The sequence below is a fragment of the Paenibacillus sp. JNUCC 34 genome, assembly GCF_058269055.1.
Window position 1 is genome coordinate 3,556,252 of record NZ_CM177770.1, and the last position, 25,088, is coordinate 3,581,339.

Annotated in this window: 22 protein-coding genes and 1 pseudogene; 5 read left to right on the top strand and 18 right to left on the bottom strand. The window is 43.5% G+C overall.

The annotated features are described in order from the left end of the window. Positions 1-74: 74 nt before the first annotated feature. Genes AC2TF5_RS16595 through AC2TF5_RS16615 form a run of 5 tightly spaced genes read right to left on the bottom strand, consistent with a single transcriptional unit; the run spans position 75 to position 3,731 of the window. Positions 75-1,544, bottom strand: a complete 1,470-nt coding sequence (locus AC2TF5_RS16595) for an erythromycin esterase family protein (RefSeq protein ID WP_491298199.1) — start codon at positions 1,542-1,544, stop codon at positions 75-77. 17 nt (positions 1,545-1,561) lie between these two features. Continuing rightward, positions 1,562-1,855, bottom strand: a complete 294-nt coding sequence (locus AC2TF5_RS16600) for a YfzA family protein (protein ID WP_491298200.1) — start codon at positions 1,853-1,855, stop codon at positions 1,562-1,564. 13 nt (positions 1,856-1,868) lie between these two features. Next, positions 1,869-2,492 (bottom strand): ABC-2 transporter permease, encoded by a 624-nt coding sequence (locus tag AC2TF5_RS16605; RefSeq protein ID WP_491298202.1) that lies wholly within the window; start codon positions 2,490-2,492, stop codon positions 1,869-1,871. Continuing rightward, the gene (locus AC2TF5_RS16610; protein WP_491298203.1) at positions 2,485-3,351 is read right to left on the bottom strand and encodes an ABC transporter ATP-binding protein; all 867 of its coding nucleotides are present in this window, start codon (positions 3,349-3,351) and stop codon (positions 2,485-2,487) included. The genes AC2TF5_RS16605 and AC2TF5_RS16610 overlap by 8 nt, the downstream gene beginning before the upstream one ends. Continuing rightward, on the bottom strand, positions 3,348-3,731 hold the full coding sequence (locus AC2TF5_RS16615; protein WP_491298204.1) for a GntR family transcriptional regulator: 384 nt from the start codon (positions 3,729-3,731) through the stop codon (positions 3,348-3,350). The genes AC2TF5_RS16610 and AC2TF5_RS16615 overlap by 4 nt, the downstream gene beginning before the upstream one ends. A gap of 177 nt (positions 3,732-3,908) precedes the next feature. On the opposite strand from AC2TF5_RS16615, the gene AC2TF5_RS16620 reads away from it, so the two are divergent. Further along, positions 3,909-4,484 (top strand): methyltransferase family protein, encoded by a 576-nt coding sequence (locus AC2TF5_RS16620; protein ID WP_491298205.1) that lies wholly within the window; start codon positions 3,909-3,911, stop codon positions 4,482-4,484. Positions 4,485-4,515: 31 nt separating this feature from the next. On the opposite strand, the gene AC2TF5_RS16625 is transcribed toward AC2TF5_RS16620, so the two are convergent. The 9 genes from AC2TF5_RS16625 to AC2TF5_RS16665 all read right to left on the bottom strand — a co-directional run bounded on the left by AC2TF5_RS16625 (position 4,516) and on the right by AC2TF5_RS16665 (position 14,323). Beyond that, the gene (locus AC2TF5_RS16625; RefSeq protein ID WP_491298206.1) at positions 4,516-4,953 is read right to left on the bottom strand and encodes an AAA family ATPase; all 438 of its coding nucleotides are present in this window, start codon (positions 4,951-4,953) and stop codon (positions 4,516-4,518) included. Between the two features lie 43 nt (positions 4,954-4,996). After that, positions 4,997-5,311, bottom strand: a complete 315-nt coding sequence (locus tag AC2TF5_RS16630) for a YbaK/EbsC family protein (RefSeq protein WP_491302919.1) — start codon at positions 5,309-5,311, stop codon at positions 4,997-4,999. A gap of 172 nt (positions 5,312-5,483) precedes the next feature. Then, on the bottom strand, positions 5,484-6,776 hold the full coding sequence (gene hcp / locus AC2TF5_RS16635) for a hydroxylamine reductase (protein ID WP_491298207.1): 1,293 nt from the start codon (positions 6,774-6,776) through the stop codon (positions 5,484-5,486). 142 nt (positions 6,777-6,918) lie between these two features. After that, positions 6,919-7,683: an ABC transporter ATP-binding protein gene (locus AC2TF5_RS16640; RefSeq protein WP_491298209.1), complete on the bottom strand. Its 765-nt coding sequence runs from the start codon at positions 7,681-7,683 to the stop codon at positions 6,919-6,921. Positions 7,684-7,697: 14 nt separating this feature from the next. Further along, a complete protein-coding gene (locus tag AC2TF5_RS16645; protein WP_491298211.1) occupies positions 7,698-10,037 on the bottom strand; it encodes an ABC transporter permease in 2,340 nt (779 codons plus the stop codon). 35 nt (positions 10,038-10,072) lie between these two features. Beyond that, positions 10,073-11,356 (bottom strand): MFS transporter, encoded by a 1,284-nt coding sequence (locus AC2TF5_RS16650; protein ID WP_491298212.1) that lies wholly within the window; start codon positions 11,354-11,356, stop codon positions 10,073-10,075. After that, positions 11,337-12,020, bottom strand: coding sequence for a TetR/AcrR family transcriptional regulator (locus AC2TF5_RS16655; RefSeq protein WP_491298213.1), 684 nt, complete (start codon positions 12,018-12,020; stop codon positions 11,337-11,339). Before AC2TF5_RS16655 ends, AC2TF5_RS16650 begins: the two co-directional genes overlap by 20 nt. Before the next feature lie 196 nt (positions 12,021-12,216). Beyond that, complete coding sequence (locus AC2TF5_RS16660; RefSeq protein WP_491298214.1) at positions 12,217-13,833, bottom strand: cobyric acid synthase; 1,617 nt, start codon at positions 13,831-13,833, stop codon at positions 12,217-12,219. Positions 13,834-13,855: 22 nt separating this feature from the next. After that, positions 13,856-14,323, bottom strand: coding sequence for a macro domain-containing protein (locus AC2TF5_RS16665; RefSeq protein WP_491298215.1), 468 nt, complete (start codon positions 14,321-14,323; stop codon positions 13,856-13,858). A 190-nt stretch (positions 14,324-14,513) separates the two neighbouring features. Here AC2TF5_RS16665 and AC2TF5_RS16670 point away from each other — a divergent pair, with 190 nt between their 5' ends. The 3 genes from AC2TF5_RS16670 (at position 14,514) to AC2TF5_RS16680 (ending at position 18,988) form a co-directional block, all read left to right on the top strand. Further along, a complete protein-coding gene (locus AC2TF5_RS16670) occupies positions 14,514-15,902 on the top strand; it encodes a TraB/GumN family protein (RefSeq protein ID WP_491298216.1) in 1,389 nt (462 codons plus the stop codon). Between the two features lie 136 nt (positions 15,903-16,038). After that, positions 16,039-16,821: a GNAT family N-acetyltransferase gene (locus AC2TF5_RS16675; RefSeq protein ID WP_491298217.1), complete on the top strand. Its 783-nt coding sequence runs from the start codon at positions 16,039-16,041 to the stop codon at positions 16,819-16,821. Positions 16,822-17,149: 328 nt separating this feature from the next. Then, on the top strand, positions 17,150-18,988 hold the full coding sequence (locus AC2TF5_RS16680; RefSeq protein WP_491298218.1) for a UbiD family decarboxylase: 1,839 nt from the start codon (positions 17,150-17,152) through the stop codon (positions 18,986-18,988). A gap of 699 nt (positions 18,989-19,687) precedes the next feature. Here AC2TF5_RS16680 and AC2TF5_RS16685 read toward each other — a convergent pair. Beyond that, a pseudogene (locus tag AC2TF5_RS16685) lies at positions 19,688-20,337 on the bottom strand (transcriptional regulator). Between the two features lie 220 nt (positions 20,338-20,557). Continuing rightward, positions 20,558-21,508, bottom strand: a complete 951-nt coding sequence (locus tag AC2TF5_RS16690) for a DMT family transporter (protein ID WP_491298219.1) — start codon at positions 21,506-21,508, stop codon at positions 20,558-20,560. Between the two features lie 97 nt (positions 21,509-21,605). On the opposite strand from AC2TF5_RS16690, the gene AC2TF5_RS16695 reads away from it, so the two are divergent. Beyond that, on the top strand, positions 21,606-23,030 hold the full coding sequence (locus tag AC2TF5_RS16695; protein WP_491298220.1) for an aminotransferase-like domain-containing protein: 1,425 nt from the start codon (positions 21,606-21,608) through the stop codon (positions 23,028-23,030). A 168-nt stretch (positions 23,031-23,198) separates the two neighbouring features. On the opposite strand, the gene AC2TF5_RS16700 is transcribed toward AC2TF5_RS16695, so the two are convergent. Further along, entirely contained in the window at positions 23,199-23,624 is a 426-nt protein-coding gene (locus AC2TF5_RS16700) for a VOC family protein (protein WP_491298222.1), read from the bottom strand. A gap of 137 nt (positions 23,625-23,761) precedes the next feature. Continuing rightward, the gene (locus tag AC2TF5_RS16705) at positions 23,762-25,021 is read right to left on the bottom strand and encodes a chitinase (RefSeq protein WP_491298224.1); all 1,260 of its coding nucleotides are present in this window, start codon (positions 25,019-25,021) and stop codon (positions 23,762-23,764) included. Positions 25,022-25,088 lie beyond the last annotated feature (67 nt).

A 25,088-nucleotide genomic window follows, 5' to 3' on the forward strand; every position in this document is an offset into this window, starting at 1 on the left:
GCTCTCCTTTTTTATTTATCACTTTGGCCATACAAATGTGAGGCCTGAGAAAATATGCTGAGTCCGCAAGTTCTTCATTTGCTTTGCGATTTTTCTAGATTGATATATTGCGGTACACGTACTTTGTCAATTAATAGAATGCCATCATACTGTGCACTCGGTACAAGGCTCTCTAGTCTAAATCCCCAGTCATAGGCAAAGCGTGGTTCGAACATCCACGAGTTGCCTCGCTCGTTCAGGCGGTAACGAAGGTCCATGAACGTAAACCGCTGGTTCGCTGCCGATAAAATATCTTCCACTGACCCTGGTTCCGGCGTTAGAACCTTTATTGGCATGCGGTCATTGCCAGCCGTCTCTCCTTCAGTCGCATACAAGCCAATTACGTAGCTAGTTTGCTTGTACTGATCTGGCAACATTTCACCCAAAGTCTTCATTGGGAAACTTGTCCCCATCACTTCGGAATTTGCTTTGCGAAGATGACCGTTATGCCCCCAGACGATAAACTTCTCTGTTGGATAAGCCTCCGTCGCAAGCCAAATAAGGTTATCAACCATGGCTTGATCCCGCCATTCACTCAACTTCATGAACATGGTCAAGTCGCCTTTCTCAGCCCCATCAAATGCTTGGATAGTGATTTCCACATACTCTTCAGCTAAGCGAATACGATTGGATAAGGCGCGATCCAACAGCTTTACTATTTGCGGTTCATTCGGATAAGCCTTTGTCAACTCTTGTTCGTGCGTTTTCAGCTGCGCCTTGACCTGTTCATAGACTTTCACAATACTCGGCTTTGCCTTGCGGTAACCTTCAATATCCTTGCTCATCTGCCATTTGAAGAGCGCTTCCTCCGTCTCAGCCAAGCGTTTGGTCAGTTCCTTATCCTTCAGCCAATCTCCATTTATGAATGGGAGGTCTGTCTGTATGTCGAAACCTGCCAGCTTTAGCGGCTGTTTCGCCTTTTGTGTTTCTTTCATATAATCAAACAGGGGCAGCGTTTCCTTTGTCCACCAAACGTGTAAAATCGAATCTTTCATCGTCTGTTCCGCTGATTGCTCCTTCAATTTACCGTTTGCAATTGCCGAATTGCTTAGACCGCTCTCAAAAGCTAATACATTGTACCCCATTTCCTGATGAAGAAATTGAATTAATCGTGTTTTTGCCAAGTTGTATTCGGCAGCGCCATGCGAGCTTTCCCCCAAGAAAACAAAACGTTTGTCATGAAGTAAAGGCTTAAGCATGTTCAAATCAGCAAAACGATCTGAAGCAATAACGCCATCGACAGTTTTCTCCGGTTCTATAGATTTGATGCCGTAAGCATGGTCTCGCACCCATGCCTTCCAGTCGCTTATTGTCTCATCAGACGTACGAGCGGATGCAGCTTGATTCGCTGCCGAATTCGCAGAGTGCGTATTCTCTGTCTTCGTCGTTTCAGCGAATGCCGTATCGGCAGAAGCCAACATAGCTGCAGAACTGCTCAAAACAAGGACGGATGCTAATATGATTTTTTGAAAACGATGATTGAATTTTCTTGTATTTTGGTTCATAGATGAACCCTCCTTATTCATTTTTTGGAAAAGATCCTAGAAAAAATGTATGATACTGCTGCTATAAGTACAGCAACGGTGCTAACCACGGTGACCAAGTTAAAAAATGGGTAGCTATAAGGAGTAATCCATTTCGTAAAGATCTCCATTTGTAAAAGCGATTGAAAAATCCTGTTCATTAAGTTGCCCGAATCATTCATCTTCGGTACCCATGATGTGCCATCAGCGGCGATAAAGTATATATGCATAAGGAGAAAAGCGCCAAGGGTAATCATCCAACTTTTTATTTGTTTTTTTTGTGTGTCTGTCATTTGAATAGCCCTCCTATAAGTCCTTTCTAGTGAATAGATATACAGTTAAGTAATAGGAAGCAATGAGCAACAGTACAATCCCGATTGAAATAAGAAATAAAATTTGACCACTGATAGAGCTTTCCTCGCTCATCATCATCAACATAGCTCCAGGATTCATCAGAACAATCACGCTTATCAAAAACACAACATTGATAATTTCAGTTCCTTTTTTACTAAATGTATAAAAAAGCGGCAAATAAATAGAAAGTAGAACAAATATCATTCCTATTGGAACAAGCAGGCCCATGATCGAAAAGTCTGGTTTGTTTAGCTGTGGGAATGCTAGTTCAACGAGCAAGTGAATCCCATAGGAAGCAAGGACTCCAAAAAGCGAACCAATAATGGTTGTTATGTATTTAGCAAGAACAATATGCTTTCGGCTAATCGGCAGTGTAATTAGGAAATTATGGTTATGATTTCTGACATCTATCATCGTACTCATATTAACTGCGGTGAGAGCTACAATGATACCCACAGTAAAAATAGACATATCATGTTTTGGTATAAAAAAAATACTGAATAGAGCCAGACATAAGATAAGCATTCCAAGTGAGCTCTTCAAAGCGATGAAGTCTTTACGAAGTAAGTTAAGCATGAATGCGTCCTCCCTTGGTGGTGAAATATATGATTTCTTCTAAAGAGGGTTTTTCGAACACGGCATAATTTCCAAACAACTGTGCGACCTCCTGCCTTTTGTCTACTAAACCTTCAAAACCAACAGGAGTCTCACGAATCCCTATAAATTTGTTTCGAATATCTGAATCGAGCAGTTGTGAGTCACCTTTTACGATGGCGTATCTCTCCAGCACTTCATCTTTTGTTTCATTGAAAATGAGTTTTCCACGATTGATTAAAGCAATGTAGTCAGCAATACGATCTAAATCTGTTGTAATATGGGACGAGAAAATAATCGAATTTCTCTCGTCTTGCATCATATCCGCAAGCAGGTCGAGTAATTCCCTTCTAAACACTGGATCAAGTCCAGAAGTAGGTTCATCCATGATTAGGAGCTCAGCCTCATGCGATAACGCAACAGCAAGGGATAACTTGACTTTCATCCCCTTAGATAAATCCTTAACCTTCTTCTTGGGAGACAACTCGAATTGTTCAAGATAGCTTTTAAACTTCTTATCGTTCCATTTCTTATAAAAAGGTGCGATCATCTTTCCCGTGTCGCGAATCGTAAGATGCTCATAATAGAAGCAATCATCCGATACAATACCGATGCGCTGCTTAATGTCAATCTCTTGTCTCGGCATATCGCAGCCTAGTATTTTGACACTCCCGGAGTCGGGACGGATCAGGCCGAGCATCATCTTGATCAAGGTGCTTTTACCAACGCCATTCGGACCTATGAGTCCGGTTATGTAGCCTTGTTTCACATCCAAAGATACATGATCGACTGTAAATTCTGGGTAAACCTTGGTTAAATTTCGTAATTCAATCGCATTCATGGTGTCTCTTCCTCCTCGAATAATAAAGCCAGATGATCGATTAAATCTTGCTGACTCATGCTTAATTCCTTGCTTTCTCGAATGATTTCTAACATTTTCTCCTCTAGTCGTTTCATTCGCTGCTCCCGAATGAAATCTTTGTTTGCTCCGGATACGAAACAACCTTTACCTACAACAGAGTCGATTAGCTCCTCTTTCTCTAACTCTTCATAGGCACGCTTAGTCGTGATAACACTAACTTGCAGATCCTTGGCAAGCTGTCTAATGGAAGGCAGGCTGTCTCCTGCATTCAATTCACCGCTCAGGATACTCTGCCTAATCTGGTTCATGATCTGTATGTAAATTGGGTCGCTCGATGCGTTGGATATTATTATTTTCATGTTGAATCACCTCACTTGTGTTGATCGATCAACTACCGTATATATACAATATATACACTGTTGACACATACGTCAATATGTCATTTATTTTTGGTTTGAAGTTACATGTTTTATTGAAAAATGTGAAATCATTGCTATATTTTATTGGAGCAGATTATTAATGAGGAGGAACACAATATGTTTATTGCAGCGGGAATGATCATTTGGTGTCTTTTTTATGGAAGCTATTTCTTGAAAATGTTGATGCAAAAAAAGAAGGGCATATCCACAGATCGAATGGGTAAGGGGCAAAAGGACAAGAGAACGTTTTTAATAGAAGTTATTTTAAAGACAATTACTTATTTGTTAGCTGCTGCACAATTGATCAGCATCGTATTGGATACCTATGTATACTCTAATTCTGCTGTTCGATTTGCAGGGATCGGCATCGCTTTGGCAGGGACAATCGTATTCATCATTGCAATGGGAACCATGAAAAGCAGTTGGCGTGCAGGAGTTGATGAAACTCAGAACACAAGCATTGTTACTACGGGGATCTATCGGTATAGCCGTAATCCAGCGTTCTTGGGCTTTGATTTGTTATATATAGGCATCGCTATGGCTTTTGCCAATGTCATTCTAGTATTCATTTCTTTCATTGCAGTGGTTGTTCTTCATCTTCAGATTTTGGAGGAGGAAAAATTCCTAACTAGAGTATTTGGGGATGAGTATTCGGAGTATAAAAAGAAAACAGGACGGTATTTTTCAACTTAAGCGTTTATTTAAGATTTGGCGGACACTAACCTCACAATATTTTCTCAACCACAAATTCACCATCGGCTGATCTTACTATATAAAGCTCGTCAAAACCTTCGGCGTACATCGGAATCTGTAATTTGTTTAAAGTGCTTTTTATTCCAACCTCACGAATTTTTTCTTTCCCTTGTCTCTTTTCATTTCTCGCTTGAGACAATTCGTAATCGGGTTCGAAGTAATAACCAACTACCCTGAACTTATTCTTTCTTGCAATATCAATATACTTTTTCCTGTCGTCAATTGTTGGATTCGTATTGTCAACAACAAATGGCTGCTTCGCCTCAATCGAAGCCGTCAAATATATAGCCTCACGGCTTCTAGTCCTAAGCATATCAAGATTAATTCGCATATGAGTCTTGAAGAACTTTTCTTTATAAAAACTTGATTTTCCGGATGCTTGAATCCCAATTAAAATTACACATTCCACAATTACTCATCCTTTTATAGTCCCTTAGTCTTCTTTCAAGATTTTAAATTTCAATAGATTGAACCGAATTGCCTTGTTTTCCAATGAAAGATATTAAATCTTCTGGACTAATCCACACTGTAGCAGTATTATCGTTTGGATGTATCCCTATTCTCTTAAATGTCAAAACTTCTTTGTCAAAAACGACTTCCACTTTACAGTCTGTATCATTTAATACTCCAAATGGCGTTACTGCTCCTTTACTCAATCCCAAATATTCATGCAACGATTCTTCCGAAGCAAAACTGAGTGGTCTGCAATTCAGTTTTACTCTTAGTTCCTTTAAATCTGCTTTTTTGTTTTTTTCAAGAACAATAATAAAATAACGCTTCTTAGTGCTTCATTTATTGCTTTTAATCTGTATTTTACCGTATTTTTATGAACAAAGGAGCTTGGGGTTTTGCCAAGACAAAAAGACACTAACGTGGGGTTAGTGTCTTTAGCAGTATTAACCGCGGGTTATTTCGGGTAGAATGTTACCTTTTCTGTACCTACGACAGCGCCAACATCGCATTCATATCCTCTTCTGCGGTGGTAATCAGCTTCAATCCAAAAAGCTCTACCAGCACATCCAGCACGCCGGACGAGATGAACTCAGGCGGCTTCGGTCCGATGCGAATGTCCTGAATGCCGAGGCTGAACAAGCCCAGAAGGATGGCGACCGCTTTTTGCTCGAACCAGGACAGCACGATGCTGACAGGCAGCTCGTTCACGGTACAGTCAAAAGCTTCAGCTAAGGCCATGGCAATTTTCACAGTAGAACCGGAATTATTACATTGTCCAAGGTCAATATAACGCGGAATGCCCGTGTCTCCAACAGTGCCGTAGTCTACGTCATTAAAGCGGAATTTTCCGCAAGAAGTGGTTAAAATGACCGTATCGTTCGGCAATGAAGTCGCTAACTCGCGGTAATAATTACCACCCTTTCCCGGTGCGTCACAGCCTGCAATAACGAAAAAGCGGCGGATATGTCCGTCTTTGACGGCCTGAATGATTTCGGGAGCGAGTCCGATCACGGTTTCATGATGGTATCCGGTCGTGAGCACCTGCTCTGATTTTACATCTGCTGCTGGCAGCGACAAAGCACGCTCAATTAGTGGCGAGAAATCATCATCTATGATCTTCGCGACACCTTCCAGCCCTGCAACCTCATAAGAGAAAAAGCGATCTGCATACGTGCCTTTAATCGGCATTACACAGTTCGTAGTAGCGAGAATCGCACCGGGGAAACGCTCGAACAATCTGCGCTGATCGTACCAGGCTTTACCGATGTTACCTTTCAGATGACAATACTTCTTCAATGCCGGATAACCGTGGGCAGGCAGCATTTCCGAGTGAGTGTAGATGTTGATACCCTTCCCCTCTGTCTGCCGCAGCAGTTCCTCCAGTGCATACAAATTATGTCCTGTCACCACAATGCACTGGCCTTCAATTTTATTCTGGCTGACTGTGATCGGCTGCGGAATACCAAAGCGTTCCGTATGCGCGCGATCCAGTACGTCCATAATCCGCACCGCTGCATCTCCGACCTTCATCGCCATCTCCAGATGCTCCTGCGTATTAAAGTTAGAATTGGTCAAGGTCATGTACAAGGCTTCGTGGGTGATACGGTCCACCTCAGGATCGCTATATCCAAGCTGTCTGGCATGTGTCGCATAGGCTGCAATACCTTTTAATGCAAAGATCATCGTATCCTGCAAACTGGCTATGGTTTCATTCTTGCCACACACCCCAACCACGGTACATCCGCCACTCGGAGTCTGTTCACACTGGTAACAAAACATATCGTTATCCTCCATATATAAGATAATCAATCGTTATTTCAGCGTAACAGAGCTCCAAACCTCCAAGTGTGATTACACACACAAATTTTAACTTATCACCTATAAAATCATAATAATGCTGAATATTGTCATAGAAATTTCGTTAGTACCCCATTCCAAACAACCAAGCAGAAAGTTTTTCTTCTCGACCCTTTAGATCCCCATTCTCTCTATTGTATTTACCAAGCCATTGCTCAGCAGCGATGCTGCCATCCAGCATATAAAGCACGCGCTCTGCTTGGGCAGCGATTTTCGTATCGTGAGTTACGAGCAGAATCGTTGTTCCTGATCGATTGATGTCTGTTAATATCTCCATGATTTCACCTGCAGCTTTGGAGTTCAGCGCCCCTGTCGGCTCATCGCCAAAAAGAATATCAGGCTCATTGATGAGTGCCCTGCAGATCGCTGTTCTTTGCAATTGGCCTCCCGACACCTGAGTTATATCACGGTCAGCAAGTGTTGCAATTCCTGTTCTCTTCATTAATTCAGCGGCTCTATTATTGATGGTTCTGCGGCTGCTGTTTTTCGCCCGATAAGCGGACAGAATGATGTTATCCCGAATATTCAGGTTTTTTAACAGATGCATCTGCTGAAAAATAAATCCCATCTTTTTCAGTCGCAATGCCGCTAATTCATTCTCGGAAAGACTGGTGATTTCCTGTCCGTCAAAGACGACATTTCCCGCTGTCATGCTGTCCATGCCGCTGATTGTATAGAGCAATGTTGATTTGCCGGAGCCAGAAGGCCCCATCACTGCAACGAATTCACCCTGCCATATCTGCAAGTGGATATCTTTTAATACGGATTGACGGCTTCCTTGACCTGTCAAATAATCTTTACTTAATCCCTTTGCTTCCAATATATGCATTCTTCTATCCCCCCTTATTCAACAATCCGTTCTGTGATACTGGATTTTTTCATAGATACAGTGCTTACTAAAGTTGTGATCGCCACAGTCAGCACTAATACTAATGGGAGAATAACATAAGCTACCACCGGGCTCGCCACAAGCTGAATTTTGGATGCTCCCATAAAAGAACCGAGGATTCGAACCAGACTTTGTCCGATTGTGCCGACAGCCAAAGCTCCAAGGATAATACCCACACCTGATATTAGCAACGACTTCACTAAATATTGCATTCGAACATCTTTTATAGTGAAACCAATACTTCTCATAATAGCGAGTTGCGGAGAATCCTTTGCCATCAGCATTTTCAAGAACAAGGATGTAATCAATACCGCGAATGATATCGAAATCATAATAGCCAAGATGGTGACCAGTCTTAGCTGCTCAATTGTATTTCCTAAGGTTTGAGATAAATAGCTTTCCAGATGAGTAACTTTTGCCGGATAAAATTCCTTTGCATACTGATCCATTTTGTCGCGGACAGTAATATCCGGGTTCACATCCAAAGCAACGACATACCACAGCACACTCTCCGGATCATAGGACAGTCGCGCTTTTGCTGTTCGACCTCCATTCGTTATATCCTGATAGATCCCACTGACCTTCATTTTCTGTTCCTTCCCACCCACTAGCAAAATAATATTGTCGCCAACCTTTTTATCCAGGTCTTTGGCATTCAGGGCAGAGAGGACTATCTCATTGTCACTTTCCGGGGCTGATCCGTTTATATACGTTAATGGGAAGATGGAGAAATCTCCGGTTTCAATATTTATACTCTCCCACACCCCATCACTGCCCAGTACCTTGAACCGAGAGGTGATCAGCGGTGAGAATTTTTCAATGTCCGGATCATTTTCAATCGTTGTAATCATTTGTCTATATCTTTGATCGATATTGTCTGATTGCTGCATATCAATTCTGATATCGCTTTGGCCTACGCCCATATAAGAAATAAAACCGGGTGATTGAAGCGTATTTAACAGATTGACCGGCACGATGATGATGAACACACAGATCACATACACGAAGAGCAATAATCCAAACATTTTAAAGCGCCCATAAACATCCTTTAGGCCGAGAAAAGCATTAACGTTCATATATTTTCGCTTGCTCAGAACTAACCAGCTTGTATTTGTACGCCCCTCTCCCACTGAACCTGACCGTAAAGCATCTACCGCTGATATGCGTTTGAACCTTCTAAGAATGAACCGGCAACAAAAGACAACAACTCCAAAGTTCAGGCTAACCGCCAGGATCGGAACAATATGTTGAAGCAAGTTTTTCGGAGCAGCGCCCAAATACAGACTGATATTCTCTGTAAACAACCGCATCACACCTAAAGACGCCAAATACCCGAAACCCGATGCGATAGCAGCCATTACGATGTATTTTGCCAAATAGATTTTTTTGATATCTCGCTGTGGTATCCCGATCGCTTTCATGACGCCAATTTCTCTGTAATCCTCCTCTATCGTTGCAATAATAGTGAATCTTAGACATAGGATGGCGATAATGATGAGCAGAATGCTTACCAGTATGATGACAGCTGCAATCATTCCGTCTGTCAGGGCATTAAGGGTCTTGAATAATGAGTAGTCAATCGCTGGCCCTTTATTCGGCAAGTTTGAGGTTTGATAGTCATTATGGAATTCGGTAAGTTTACTTATATCGGTGAGCTGAAATTCGATCAGGTATTCTATTTCACCAAGATTGTTCTTAAGAGTTGTAAAATCATCATCATTGACGACAAACCGCTTGGAGCTGACAATGGACGGGTTCATTTGAATATCACGCACAAAATCAACTATTGTGAAAGTTCTAATAAATTGCCTATTGGAAATACTGATTGGATCGCCAATGTTCAGATTGTTCTTCTGCATATAATAGATCGGTACAGCAACTTCGCCTTTGGAAATTTGAATCACCTGATTGTCTAAATTCAGCAAAAAATCAAATGATTGATTCTGCTTTACGAAGCCAATATCCATCACACTGTTCTCTTCCGCCTTTTGACTATTACCCAAGAAAACATTCGAGCCATCGATACCGAGCATCTCTACCGTCTGCTGATCCTTCACAAGAGGATTAGACGATACAAATTTCTCAATGGCGGTGTCGTCTATGGGCCCGGCGTGCATCTGAACAAAATGCGGGGCCTTTGATTTCGTTAACAGGTTGTTTAATGAACCAGACAATTCCATAATGACATGGGAAGCACTGGCAACAAGCAACGCCGATAGCATAATAAAAATAAATAATATGATCGTAATGATTTTGTTTCGTTGAAAATCTCTTTTTACGATTTGTAACAGCATCTGGTGCCTCTCCCTCTATCCTTAGCTGAAAGCAGCTATTGATTTTCCAAAGTTCGGATGGATTTTATTCGCGGAATCACAAACGCCAACATTACGATAAGAATGCCGGAGACGATGAATAATAAGCCAATACCCCGTCCCTCGCCAGTACCGATCACCTCACCCATTGTGGAAGCAAGCATACCTCCCTCTCGTAAAAGGGGGTTAAACACATGATCCGCCAAAAAACCAGCCATAGCATACGCAACTACATAACCGAGCTGCGATAAGATGCCAATGATGCCCCATGCCCTGCCTTGAGTTTCATTGGGGATTTTTCTACGAATCATGACGTCAGCACTCGTGTTAATAAACGGCAGCGCCGCGAAGAACAGAAATCCCATTGCTGTAATAAAGTATATATTCGTGGTTAGACCTATCAGGGAAAAGAACAATCCGGCAAAGCCTAAGCCGATAGCCAGCACATGAGCATATTTGTTATTGATGCTGAAAATACCGATCATCAGACTACCAATCAGCATTCCTGTTGCACTTACAGACAATGCCGTGCCAAGCGTTTTTGAATCCGTGAGGGGTAGAAGCATAGGAGTAAACAAAGTTTGGAGAAAGCCCACATAAAAAGTAATGACAGAAAGAATGACTGTAAGCTGTAACACCCCCTTCGCAGAAGCAAGGACATTCCAGCCCTCCTTCAAGTCCTTTACAAAAGGCTGATGCACTTTAGCTTTATGTTTAGCCTGCAAGTTCCTTTTCACAGCTAAAACCGCAAGCATCGTTACCAGAAAAGTGGAGATGTCTATGATTAAAATGCTTTTGATATCCATGAGGCGAAGTAAAATCCCGGCTATGACCGGGGAGAGAAGATATTTGGAGGAGGCGGCAAGCTGTACCAGACCACTGGCCTTAGCAAACTGTTCTTCTGTCAATAAATCCGTTATGGTAGCTTTGTAGGCCGGTTCCAACAGAGAAACAAATACCGAGCTGAACGTAACACCGAGGTATATTTGCCAAAGAGCAGGATCGCCAGACAGCATCGCCATTAGAATAAAGATAAGGCCTAAGGCAGAAAACAGATCGCCCACAATCATCATCAGCCGCCGGTCAAAACGGTCTGCCAACACCCCACCGATGGGACTAAGCACAATAGATGGAAGAAAGGCACAAAGGGTCAGCAGTGCAACACTGGTGGCAGTCTGTGTCATTTGGTAAACATAAATACCCAATACAAAAGCCGTCAAGCCACTTCCAATGCTCGATACCCATTCCCCAGTCCATAACACTAAAAAGTTGCCAAAGGATCTATTGTTTAATCTCTCCATTCTCTTCCATCCTCTCACTTTCAAGCTCTACCTGTGGCAGTTGCTGAATCAATTGGGCCACATAAGAGAAGCTGCCTTTTTCTGCTCCGAGTATAATCTCCATGTTATAAATAAAAGCCTGTATTTTCTGGATGATTTCTTCAGGCTGCCAGCTGAATATCCCTTCATCGAACAGAAACTGAGAGGCGACCAGTAGAATTTCCATTGACTCTTTCGGATAAGGAGTTTGGAACAGCTTCTCTTTTACTCCCTGTTCGATTACCTCTGTCAAAACAGGCGTGAGCTTTAGAATGGTCTGAGCCAAGCTTCTTTGGTGAATTTGTGCATTCTCTGGTTGGTGGAACTGTTCAATCAGATGATCTTTTCTGTCCGTATCCGGTTTTTGCGCCATAATAATATGAAACAGCTTTTCATGAACAGTAAGCTCAGTGCTCAAGGCAATCTGCTTCGCTGCTTCTACCCCTTCGTCGATGAATCGCATGACAACCGCATCCATGACCTCTTCCTTTGATTTAAAGTAATAGTAGAAGGTGCCTTTGGCGATACCGATAGCCTGCAACATATCATTCACTGTCGTTTTGACATAACCTTTAGTAAAAAAGAGAATTTCAGCCGTATCTAAAATTTCATTTCTGCGTTCTTCAGGTTCCTTGAATATCCTCAAGATCGTTGCCTCCATTCCATAGACTGACGGTCGGTCTAACATCATTATATTGGTAATCCATATAATGTCAATGGATTATTTCAAATTGCACCTATAACTGGGAGTCCATCAAGATCCCCTTTTTTCGGACAAAAAAAAGCCCGGCACCTGCAACCACAAGCGCCGGACTGTTTCGTTATGCTAACCTCTAACTATTTTAGGACTGCTGTCCCGTATTCCGTAATATTCCGTAGATTCGCTCCATATCTAAATGTCTGCGAGCCTGATCCGCCAACCGGTCAAAGGCAGCCTCCCGCTGGGCTGCAAAGTTCAATTCGCAAGGCAGAGCCGCCAGCCCCTTAGCCTCGCGAAGCCCGTTCAACCAGCCTCTGCGGAAAGCGTCGTTATGAAACAAGCCATGCAAATAGGTGCCCATGATGCGTCCATTCGGATGCAGAAGGCCGTCAAATCCGGCGAAATCCGCTCTATCCTTGTCCATAGCTTTTAGCTCCATCAGCGGTTCGGCTGCGACATCCACCGCCGTCGGCAGAGAACGGCCCATATGAATCTCATAGCCTTCCACGGAACAATCATAGAGTGGAGTGCTGCGCAGACTGGAGGCGATCACTGTCCCCCGTACCCGTTCCGTCCGCTTGTCAGCCGCAAACACCGTCTCCATCGGCAGCAGGCCCAGGCCGTCCATGACCGCACCAGCCTCAGCCTCCGCTCCGTAAGGATCACGCAGACGTTCGCCCAACATTTGATATCCTCCGCAAATGCCAGTCACTGCCCCATCCTTCGCATAAGATACCAAGGTGTCAGCTAACCCATTCTCCTGCATCCAGTGCAAATCGGCCATCGTGCTCTTCGTCCCCGGAATAATGATTGCATCCGGCGTTCCAAGCTCTTGCGGTCGGCGAACATAGCGAATACGCACATCGCGCTCCGCCGCCAGCGGATCAATATCGGTAAAGTTCGAGATGTGGGGCAAGGCCACGACCGCAATATCCAGGTCGTTCTCCGGAAGCACCTTCCCCTTCCATTGCTCCAGAGCTACAGAATCCTCCGCTTCAATGTCCAGATCCTCGGCATACGGTAGCACGCCAAGCACCGGAATGCCGGTGCGCTCTTCGAGCCAGTCCAACCCGGGCTGAAGCAGCGTGACGTCCCCGCGGAATTTGTTAATGATGAATCCTTTAACCCGCTCCCGTTCATGCGGCTCCAGCAGTTCCAAGGTGCCGACAATAAAAGCGAATACCCCGCCGCGGTCGATGTCAGCGACGAGCAGGACGGGAGCCTCCGCCCAGGCCGCCATGTTCATATTGACGATATCGTTCTGCTTAAGATTAATTTCGGCAGGACTGCCTGCTCCCTCCATGACAACGATATCGTAGGAGTCGCGCAGTCGGTTCACCGCCTCCACCACGATCTGCTTCGCTTCAGGCAGGAAGCCAGAACGGTAATTGCGGGCGCTTAGATTTTTATAAGGCTTGCCATGCACGACGACCTGCGAGTTCATTTCTTGCATCGGCTTGAGCAGCACCGGATTCATATCCGTCGTCGCCGCAATGCCGCAAGCTTCCGCCTGCACGCCCTGTGCGCGCCCAATCTCCTTGCCATCCGGCGTCACATAAGAATTAAGCGCCATATTTTGCGACTTGAAAGGGGCTACCCGGTATCCGTCCTGCTTGAATATCCGACACAGCGCCGTTGTCACGACGCTCTTGCCGACATCCGAGGCGGTTCCCTGAAGCATGATCGTCCGCCCCTGCAGACGTCCTCCTCTCTCCTTTGCCTGTTCCGCGCCGTGCACGGCGTCAGATCTCTCACTCATATCTTTCATCCTTTCCAGGTTATTAAATTTTGTATATAGTCACATCATAATCACTAAATACATCCTCTATTATTTTATAAACAATATCCCAATCTCCGTTGGCAAGACCGCATCCAATGTTATAGGGTAGTGCAACACTAAGCCCCTTTTCCTGTGCTTCATTTTTTAATGATACCAAAGCTTTTTGTAATGCCTCATAATCTGTATATCTGAGCTTCTGCCTTCCGTAATTTAGTTGACCAAATAAGTTTGCCACGTATTTAGGCCCTGTTTTAACCATATGACACTTCCCTAGTAATTCATGAGGTGCAACATTATTGCAAAATTGCTTATAAGAAGGATAAAGATCGGAGTATGCGGCTCTTAATGACTTTGCAATCCCTGATCCCATAACACCTTGGCAATTCACTTGATGAGCCATAATATCTTCCGCTGCATCCAATAAACTTCCTTCGACTATTTTTATCATATGTATCCTTCCTTTCTTCATAAAACTTCCCCCTACTATTTAATCATATCTCCCCCCCTTCTCAAAGAGTTGGAAAGAGTTCGATTAACTACGCGCTTTCATAGATATACAAATAAATCCAAGAGCAAAGTTCTCTTATATGGTATAATCTACTAATGTGGTAGTATACAAAATTCCACACATCATAGAATCGAGAGGGGAAAGATTTTTCATGCAAGACAATAAACATTGGAGCAAATTTAGGCGTTGGGCTGGAGCTGGGGCGCTGAGCTTAACAATCCTGTTAGGTCACGTATTCCCAATTCATGCCGACACACCTGCTGCAGTTCCTGACATCAGTCGTTGGTCCATCTCTACGCTGAACGAAGGCGAGAAGTACGGAATTTATCCGATGGAATGGTATTACGACGGAACTTTCAAAAAGCCCATTACTGCCAATAAGTTCAATTCCTTGATGGATGCAACTGCGAAGAAGCTGGATCTGCTCGGACTCAAGAAAAAAGAGGTTTCCTTGTCCTTTACGACAGGTGAAGTGATCACAAGAGAAACTGTAATTACCTCGTTACACAAGCTGCTAGCCAATTACGAACTGCCGGAATCTTTCGGGATAACTGGGGTTGAACCAATTGACTATATGCAGCAAAAAGGCATCGTTAAAGGAACTAAAGCTGGTCTTCAATTGGATCAACCTTCTACGGTTGAACAAGCAGCTGTAATGGCAAGCAGAATGGTTGAGTATTCATACGATATAACCGATGGCGGAGCCAAAGGTCTCATGTGGAAAGTAACTAACGACAAAAACACATTGTATTTGCTAGGATCGATTCACCTGGGCATCACCGATATGTACCCGATGCAAAAAAGTATCCGAGATGCATTTAAAGCGTCGGACGATCTGTGGGTCGAACTTGATCTTGTAGGCGGGGATATGAGTTATTTTCAAGAAAAAATGGTATACAGTGACGGCACTACATTGAAGGACCATGTAGCCGCTGCGACTTACGAGAAGCTGCAAAAAGTGCTTACAAAGCTAGAAGTACCAGCAAATGCTTTCGATGGTTACAAGCCATTTGCCGTTTCGAGCAGTCTCTCGACGTTCGCTTACTTCGATAACCCAGCCGAGATCGGGATTGCCAATGCTACCGGTATCGATCGCCACTTCCTCACTAGTGCGATGCTGATGGGCAAGCCGATTCACGAGCTGGAAGGCATCAAATTGCAGGCGGACCTGTTTGCAGATGTACCTGATAAGCAGCAAGAGAAAGAATTAATTGCCATGCTTGATACATTCTTATCCGAATCCGGGACAGATGAAGTTGCTAAACATTTAAAACAAATGCAGCTTGATTGGATTGAAGGCGATGTGGAAGGCCTGAGAAAAACCCTGACAGCAGATGGACAATTTACTGAAAATGAAGCAAATCAGCGTCTGATCGGTGAGCGGGACAAAAATATGGCACTCAAGCTAGCAGAATTGTTAGAGAAAAAAGGAGAAAATACCTCCTTTGTTGTCGTAGGCGCGGCACACTATGTGGTGGAAGGCATGGTTGTCGACCTATTGAAAGAAAAAGGCTACAAGGTTGAGTTGGTTCAAAAATAGTATGATACATTAGTACTTTTAAATGGAAAGGAAGTATCTCTAAGGTGGCGATGGAATAATCGCGATAAGAGATGCTTCTTTTTTAACATCCTATAATTTTGAATATAATTTTTCGTATAAGGAAAGGAACCCCCCGATGAAACTAACCTATGAAATCGTCAAACGAAGCATCCTTTCACCACTGGAGCTGGAACAAGTCAAATCACTAGAGGAAGTATGCAACTCGCATGATCAGATCTTACTGAAATTGAACTGGAATATGCTAAAAAATAGAGAGGGTACCGAGATTACTGACTTGTTAGCATATGTAGATGGGAAGCTCGTAGGCTTTCTTGGACTATATATGATCGAGGCAAAAGAAATCGAGTTAAGCGGCATGGTACATCCAGAGTACCGAAGACAGGGAATTTTCCGGGAAATGTTTAGGCTAGCGAAGGAAGAAGCTGTACGAAAACAATTGGACAGCATCTTGATCATTAATCCAGGATCTTCTGAATCTGGTAAGGCATTCAGCGAAGCTTTATCCGCTAGGTTTAAAATCTCCGAATATTATATGGAGAGACAGCATGAAAATGAGGATAAACAACCATCCACATTTCAGTTAGGACTCCGCCTGGCTACGATAGATGATTTGGCTGAGTTAGTTCGATTCGATCAAGAAGGCTTCTCTTCCTCGCCTGAGGATGCAGAGCAGTATGAAAAAAAAGCATTAGCGACAGAGAAAGTAACTATTCTTATGGCAGAGATTGAGGAGAAACCAGTAGGAAAAATACTTTTGAGAGAAAATGAGACAGAGATTTTCTTTTATGGATTTGTCGTTTCAAAAGAATTACGAGGGAAGGGTTACGGACGTAAGATTTTGAACGATTCCATCACCTACGCAAGAACAATTTTGCAAAAGGAAAAGCAAGTTCTTTAAGTCGCATCTACAAACGCTGGAGCGTTGCATTTGTATCAGTCATGTGGGTTTGTTCCGATTCGACAAGATGATTATTATGAATTACAAATTGATTAATGAAACTTTTCTTAGTGGAGATTCGGTACCTATTTTATCGCCTTGTCCCTTTCAAAGGGGCTAGGCGATTTTTATTATGCAAGGCAAGGTTCGGCATCATTGACCTAAGATGCGATATTGTCGATAATATAAGGGATATTCCATATTTCGATAATGGTTCAAAGTAATGATTTCGGAAGTGGCTCAGCGTGTGAAATTGAGTTCACTATCTTCAAGAGATTGGAGCAATATAATGAAATATCAGAATTTAGAACAATGCATCATCGATCTAGAAAAGCATGGGCATTTGGTTCGTATACATGAAGAGGTTGACCCTAATCTTGAAATGGCTGCTATACATTTGAAAGTGTATGAGGCAGGCGGACCCGCATTGTTATTTGAAAATGTAAAAGGTTCGAAGTTTCGTGCGGTATCCAACCTTTTCGGAACAATCGAGCGCAGCAAATTTATTTTTCGGGATACGTTTGATTCGACACAAAATGTAATCGCTTTGCGCAACGATCCTGTTAAAGCGCTCAAAAATCCGTTTAAATATGTCGGGACGGGTTTAGCAGCAAGAACTGCTTTACCTATCAAAAAAAGTAGCGGCTTACCTTCTGATTTCCAGGAAATCCAAATATCCGATCTCCCGCTTATCAAGCACTGGAAAGAAGATGGCGGTGCTTTTGTCACCTTGCCTCAGGTGTATTCGGAAGATCCAGAAAAACCGGGAATTATGAATTCCAATCTAGGGATGTACCGCGTACAGCTCAGTGGCAACGAATATGAAATGAACAAAGAAGTGGGAATCCATTACCAAATACACCGGGGCATTGGCGTCCATCAGGACAAAGCGAATAAGCTGGGTCAGCCTCTTAAAGTGAGTTGTTTTATAGGTGGTCCCCCTGCTCATACGATATCAGCTATTATGCCCTTGCCTGAAGGCATGAGTGAACTTACCTTCGCGGGCTTACTTTCAGGGCGTCATTTCCGATACAGTTACGTCGATGATTATTGTATTAGTCATGATGCGGATTTTGTTATAACAGGAGAAATCCACCCTGGTGAGACCAAACCTGAGGGTCCATTCGGTGATCATTTGGGCTATTACAGCCTTATTCATCCTTTTCCAGTCATGAGGGTGCATAAAGTGTATGCCAGACAAAATGCGATCTATCCGTTTACTGTTGTTGGCCGGCCGCCGCAAGAGGATACTTCCTTCGGTGAATTAATTCATGAGCTGACAGGTGGAGCGATTAAACAAGAGATTCCTGGAGTAAAAGAAGTTCATGCCGTCGATGCAGCGGGGGTACATCCATTGCTCTTTGCCATCGGAAGCGAACGTTATACCCCCTATCAACAAGTGAAACAGCCGGCTGAGCTTCTAACCATTGCCAATCGGATATTAGGGACGGGTCAATTGAGTCTAGCCAAGTATTTATTCATTACGGCTGAAGAGAAACAGGCCATCAGTACACATCATATTGAGGATTTTTTGGCATATATTTTGGAACGTATCGATCTGCACCGGGACATTCATTTTCAGACCAACACGACGATCGACACCCTCGATTATTCAGGAACCGGATTGAACACCGGCAGCAAAGTTGTATTCGCCGCTGTTGGGGATAAAAAAAGAGACTTGTGTACAGAGGTGCCTGACACCCTGAAGGATCTGCGTGGGTTTGATCCTGCCAAAATGGTGATGCCAGGCATTGTCGCCATCCAAGGACCTGCATTTAAGAGTTACGCCGAGGCGCAGCAGGAAATAAACGATCTGAGTGAAACGATTAGAGAAAAGGGTCCTCTCTCCACTTGTCCGATGATCATCCTATGTGATGATAGCGACTTTATGAGTGAGACGATCAACAATTTTCTCTGGGCTACCTTCACTCGCAGCAACCCTTCCCATGATATTCACGGTGTGAATAGTTACACCCAGAACAAGCATTGGGGCTGCGATAATGTAATTATCGACGCCCGTAAGAAGCCACATCAAGCGCCACCATTAATACCTGATCCAACCGTTGAAAATAACATCGAACGTTTTTTTGCAGAAGGTGCTAGTTTAAACGGTATTCAGAAATCGTAAGTGGCGTATCATGATTGGGGGAAATATTCCTAGGAACACCGGATTTTTGGGTTACTCGCTCCAACAAAATAGCATTTGACACGCAACCTGAATAGGGTTGCGTTTTTATTTTTGTGAATGACCTAACGGGATTCAATCCCACGTTGGGTTTCTAAGTTTATAAACCTTACACCGTATTGCTCTTACTGGCACACGGTGTAAGGGTGTGGTTCCAACATTTTAGCGGTCAGTGCCTGCCGCCACCATAACACACTATATTGCAGATACTAGAGGACTGACGTTCCACTATTTCTACATATTTTCCTTTTTGGGTGCGTACGCGGACAGGAGATTCGCTATTATCCGTCAACTAAAGGAATTCAGGGGTTTCACGAGCAATTAACGGAACCTCTGTCCGCGAATATCACAATAAACAGCTGATTCTCACAAATAACGGATTCTCTGTCCCGCCAGCATGTGTGTGTAATATGCGTGTAGGTTGAGTGTACATGCAGTTTATGTGTGCTATGTGCAGTTTGCGTGCTGTGTGCTCTGTGTGCAGTTTGTGTCGTGCCTGCATTTTCGCTGCCTCTGCCTTATACCAATTTTTGTTCGCATAGTAATTTGCTCGCACCATGCGTAGCTTTCAGCGCACCGGTGGGGTCTCATGCCAGCACAACGCTGTAACGCTCCATGCCGGCGGTCGACCACATGCGGAGGTTACAATCGAAGTTTATAGGTGCGAGCTCGCTGTTGACCGCTTGCGATGTCCAGTATTTGTAGATTAACCAGTTCATGCAATATTCGCCTAGTATGCCGATCGCTCACCCTAAGATGATTAGCGAGTTCCAATGGTGTTATTGGACGCAACAGTCGGCGTGCAAACCGAACGGTTTCGGCTTCTAACCAAGTTAAGGAGGAAGGTACGTCGGAGGCGATGAACTTCCCGATAAAAGAGAGGACTAACTGTTGACACTGTTTTGGTTCATCGACAATAGAAGGATACGCAATTGGAAGGAATGTCCATCCATCCAGTGATAACAAGCAATGCCGACAGCATAAATCTTTAAATCGTCTTACATCAAGATCTCTGGCATGCGGTCCATACCCCTGAATCTCGATACCGCCTTTTGCACCTGCAGGCATATAGGCTAGATCCAGATAACGATAGCCATTGCTGAAGTCACGAACCTCCCATTCGGGAAGCAGATGATTCAAATTACCGACCGCTGGAAACCAAACGGACCGAAGGAACTCAACAGTTCCATGACCCAGTCCTTTCGTAAGTAGTTCTCGTCTTCTGGGATTTTTCTCTTTTTATCAAGATTCTCCTGTAACCACTCCTCATAGTGCTGCTCAAATCGTGTCATTGTACTTGTTCTCCCCTTCCTATTAAATTCAACTTAGGTATTGTCTTAGCGCCAACAACAAAATAAAAACCGCTTCCATACAATTCACCCTGTTTACCGGATCAGGATGTGTTTGTATAGAAGCGGCGTGTTCTTCACGACCTTTACGTTGTTATTATATCGCTTGTTCTTTAGATCAACAATGACTCATTTCATAATTACTAACATATTTACCCACCGGTTAATCCGCACTCATTCCTTGCTTTCCTCCCAGATGTGCCAGATCATCATTTATTTTCACAACTTTCACCTTTGAGCCGAGTGATCCCGTATTTACGAAAATAATCCCTATAATCGTAGTCAAAGCTCCGACTGCCATGAACCAAGATACGGATTCGTTATACAGAATGTTTCCTATTACCATCGCAATCACTGGAGAGATATAGAGCCAAGTAGAGGGGAACAGTGGATTCGTTTTGGCTACAAGCCAATAAAAAATAGTATGACCCACCATCGAACCTATCACGATTAAGTACAGTAGAGAAAAGGCAGCTTCAGGCGCGAGCATCGACTCTACGTGAACACGCTCCGTAAATAAAGACAGTATAAGCAGCATGACGCCTCCGCATAACATCTGGGCCGCATTTAAAGCAATGGGTGAAGTATTAGCAAAACGGCGTATGACTTGTTTAGAATACAAAGCTCCGCCCGAATAAAATAATTGTCCGATCAGAATTGCCATACACCCAAGCAACCAAAACAAACCAGACTTTATGGAGAGCTGCGGCAACACTAATACAATCACACCTGCCAAGCCGATCAAGCAGCCAAGTATCTTTTTGCCCGCTACCCGCTCGTGATAGACGACCGCCTGCAACATAATAATGATGATCGGTGCGGTAGCCGAAAGAATCGCGGCTGTCCCTGAGCTTACGTATTGCTCCGCCCAGTACAACATTGAAAACGTACCGAATGTGAGACCAAGCCCAGTGAGCCACATCTCTTTATGCAGCAGCAAAGAAAAGCTCACTCTTTTCTTCCAGATCATCCACATCAAAATCAGCAGACCTGCAAGAACAAATCGAACTCCTGCCGAGAAAAAAGGAGGTGCCCCCGCATCAATCCCTACCTTAATCGCCAAAAAAGTCGTTCCAAACACGATGCACATTATTACATAATTAAATAGAATCATTGTGATGCCTCCTTGTCACCATTATAATGAGACAACAATAGAACAGTTTGTTCGGAATAGAACAGATATGAATGGTTAATAAAGGAGGCATCCGGCTATGGGTTATGATGGATTATCCCGCTCACATGGCAAGCCGCTGTTCAAGCAAGTGTACGATTACATCTGGAATCGAATTCAGCGCGCAGAGTGGACAGAACATGATAAGCTCCCCTCTGTACGCGTGCTAGCAGAAGAGCTGAATGTCAACCGCTTGACTATATTCAAAGCCTATCAACAACTTAAGGATGAGAAGAAAATCTATGTAAAAGATAAATCCGGTTACTATGTTCATCCAGGCATATCTATGCCCTTCGATGACTTGGATTATCCAATCGTGTCCTCCTACGTGCAGAAAAGTCACCTGTCGGAAATACATCGAGTGCCTGCAGCCTATCAATTTTCCTACGCGTTGATAGACCCCTATCTCATGCCAAATCGCTACTTCTCCGAATACGTGAAAGAAATCTTTGATCTGTATCCTACGGTGCTCAGTACGTACTCGACGATCCAGGGAGATGAGGAGCTCCGAGAATCTCTTGCCCTTTTTTTCACCAATAAGCATCGACTCCATCTATCTCAAGATGACATTTTGATCACTTCTGGTTCCCAACAAGCTATCGATTTATTGGCACGGATGCTGGTGCAGCCTATGGATAGCGTTCTGCTGGAACGACCAACCTATAGCGCCGCGATCGATATTTTCCGTCAACAAGGTGCACAAATTATTCCTGTCGATATACATCCATATGGCTATGACTTGGAACAGGTCGAATTGTATATGAAGCAGTACAAGCCGCGTTTGTTCTATCTCAATCCAACCTTTCACAATCCGACGGGCTATGTCGTACCGACAGAACAGCGGAAGCAACTGGTGGAGCTTGCCGAGCGGTATCACTGTTTTCTCATAGAGGATGACCCATTTCGAGAAATATATTTTGATCAGGAGCCTCCTCCGCCTCTATTTGCGTATAGTACAGAAGGCTATGTCGTCTATATTCGAAGTTTTAGTAAATACGTTGCACCCGGACTTCGGATTGCCGCTGTCTGCTGTCGACCTTCATTGATGAAACATCTCTTTACAGTCAAGTCACTGGCAGACAATGGCACCCCTCTGCTCAATCAGAAAATGTTCCTGCACTACTTCAAGTCGAAGCGCCTCCAACAGCATATTATGAAGCTCCAAACCGCGTTATACATTCGCAAATCGATTATGGAGAAAGAACTCTCCCGTACTAACTGGAAATGGGACAGCCCAACGGGGGGACTGAATTTATGGGTCCAATTGCCCGATTCTATTGCTATGGATATGCTCCTTGCCAAAAGCCTCGAACAGTCCATATCATTTGTTCCCGGCACCATCTGCGATCCATCCAAAGAAGCAACATCATGGATTCGCTTGAGCTATTCGTATACCAATGAACAAAAGTTAAGCACCGGGATGAAGATGCTAATTCGCTTGTCAGAGCAGTTACTGGAGACCTAACCATTACTTGCGTAGAAGATTGCGGAAACGCGCCTAAAAAGTTGTTACTTAAGGAATTCATCATAGCTTTAAAGAGTCTTAATTCTAACCACAAAAAAACCTTGCAGCATTAAGCGTTAAGCAGCAAGGTTTTTGAATCTTCCATCATTCCAAAAGTTATTGTATTATTTATCCACAATCTTCAAGCGCTAAATTGAATTGCCAATGGATCCCGAATTTATCTTTCAGACTACCGTAGTATTTACTCCAAAAAGTTTCTTGGAGTTCCATTTCTATCGTGCCGCCTTCTTTCAGTATATGAAATGCAGAATCAATCTCTTCCTTGTTATTGGTTACTACAGCAAGAGTTACATTGTTCCCTTCTACATATGGCATTCCAGGAAAAACATCTGAAAACATGACGTTGCTTCCACTAATGTTAAGCCGTGTGTGCATAATTAAATCTTTGGCTTCCTCTGGCAAGGGATACTCCGGGTTAGGTGGCGCCTCTCCAAAGGTCATCATGTTTGGTTTCTCCGTATTAAACGCTTGTGCATAAAACTCGGCTGCTTCACGGCAGTTTCCATTAAAGTTCAAATAAACATCAACTGACATGCTTTCACTCCTCTAATTCAATGTAAACAGATCTTAGAATCTGCGACGTAGTCATAGTGTATTATGATATTGTAAACACAATCAAAATCACTCTTTAACTGTAATATCATCTGGTAAATGATAAATAATTATTCATTTTAAAAAGGCTTCATGCCTAAAGTGTCTATTTTCTCGTCGGTTATATCTATACCCATTCGGCTTGTAATGTCGCGATAGTGCCCCGCACGTCGTTTGACTGGACTGCCTTCTACTTCACCCAAATTAGCTTCCAGGCCATTTAATACCATAACGGTAATACCAAAACCCGGTTGTCCAAGGCCTTTGGCAATATCTACTTTCGAGGGCTTCCATTTGTTTATTATTACGTCGTGGGCCGATGGTTTTGGTGCTTGTGGCGTCATCCAGAATAAAATAGCGGTCATAAAGCCGACCTTCCCGTCTGCTGCTACAATTTCCGGCTTGCTCAGGAGCACGTTTTTGTCCCCATAAATGATGGAACTAAATAATCCATAGTTGAAGTTCCAGCTAAGCATAATGGGTCCGCGCCCATAATAACGCTTATCTTTCACACCTGGATATAGCTCACTGCTTGCCGGATCAACGAACGGGTCCATATTATCACCTGTCCGGCCTGCAATATTTTCATTCCAGAACAACCCCCACTTCAATTCTCCTCCAGGTGCGGTTGCCCAGCCTCCACCAGTTTCGTGTGCAAGATTCGCCAGAAATGCGGCAAGTTCACTCTTACGGTCCTTCTTGAAACCTTCCTTTAAGAAAGTACCAAAATCGATGATAACGATTTCAATCTCCTTCGACCTATTTTCTACCGAATTAAAATCGGACGAACGGGATATTAACGTTTCAATTCTTGCATCCTTATCAAATCTATGAATTTCCTGAGCACTAGTGGTACCTTTTCGGGTACTGATCTTCAATTTAATATTCGATACTTCAGTTACGGCAGCAATCAGATTGGCATAAGAAAAGTAATCCAACTGGTCTTCTTTAAAATACTCCTTACCTTTGGCTACTTTATGCCACTCTGGAGAGCCTAGCCTATTCGGAAACAAATCTTCGTATTCCTTCTGAGGTAACAATGCTTTGACAGCATCTACGGCTTGGTCTGGCTCATAGTCAGGATCAATCCCGTCCCATTCACTCTCAATTTCCTTGAGAGTAAGATAACGATTTTCCCCAACAGCGAGTGTACTCCCCTCATAACTCCTTTCAATAGATGGAATATCCCTACTACTTGAAGCTTTCTGATCACTTGCGGCTATACTTTTGCTTTCTGCTGCAGTGACTGTTACTGGCATGGCAAGTAAAACAGCCCCAAGCGATAAACAGACGGTTCGATGTAGCAGTTTGCTAGGTAACGGATAATTCCATTTAGACACAAGCATTCTCCTTTTTCACTTTAAATTGGATGTGATTTATATAGATATGACAAATAGTGAAGCAAAA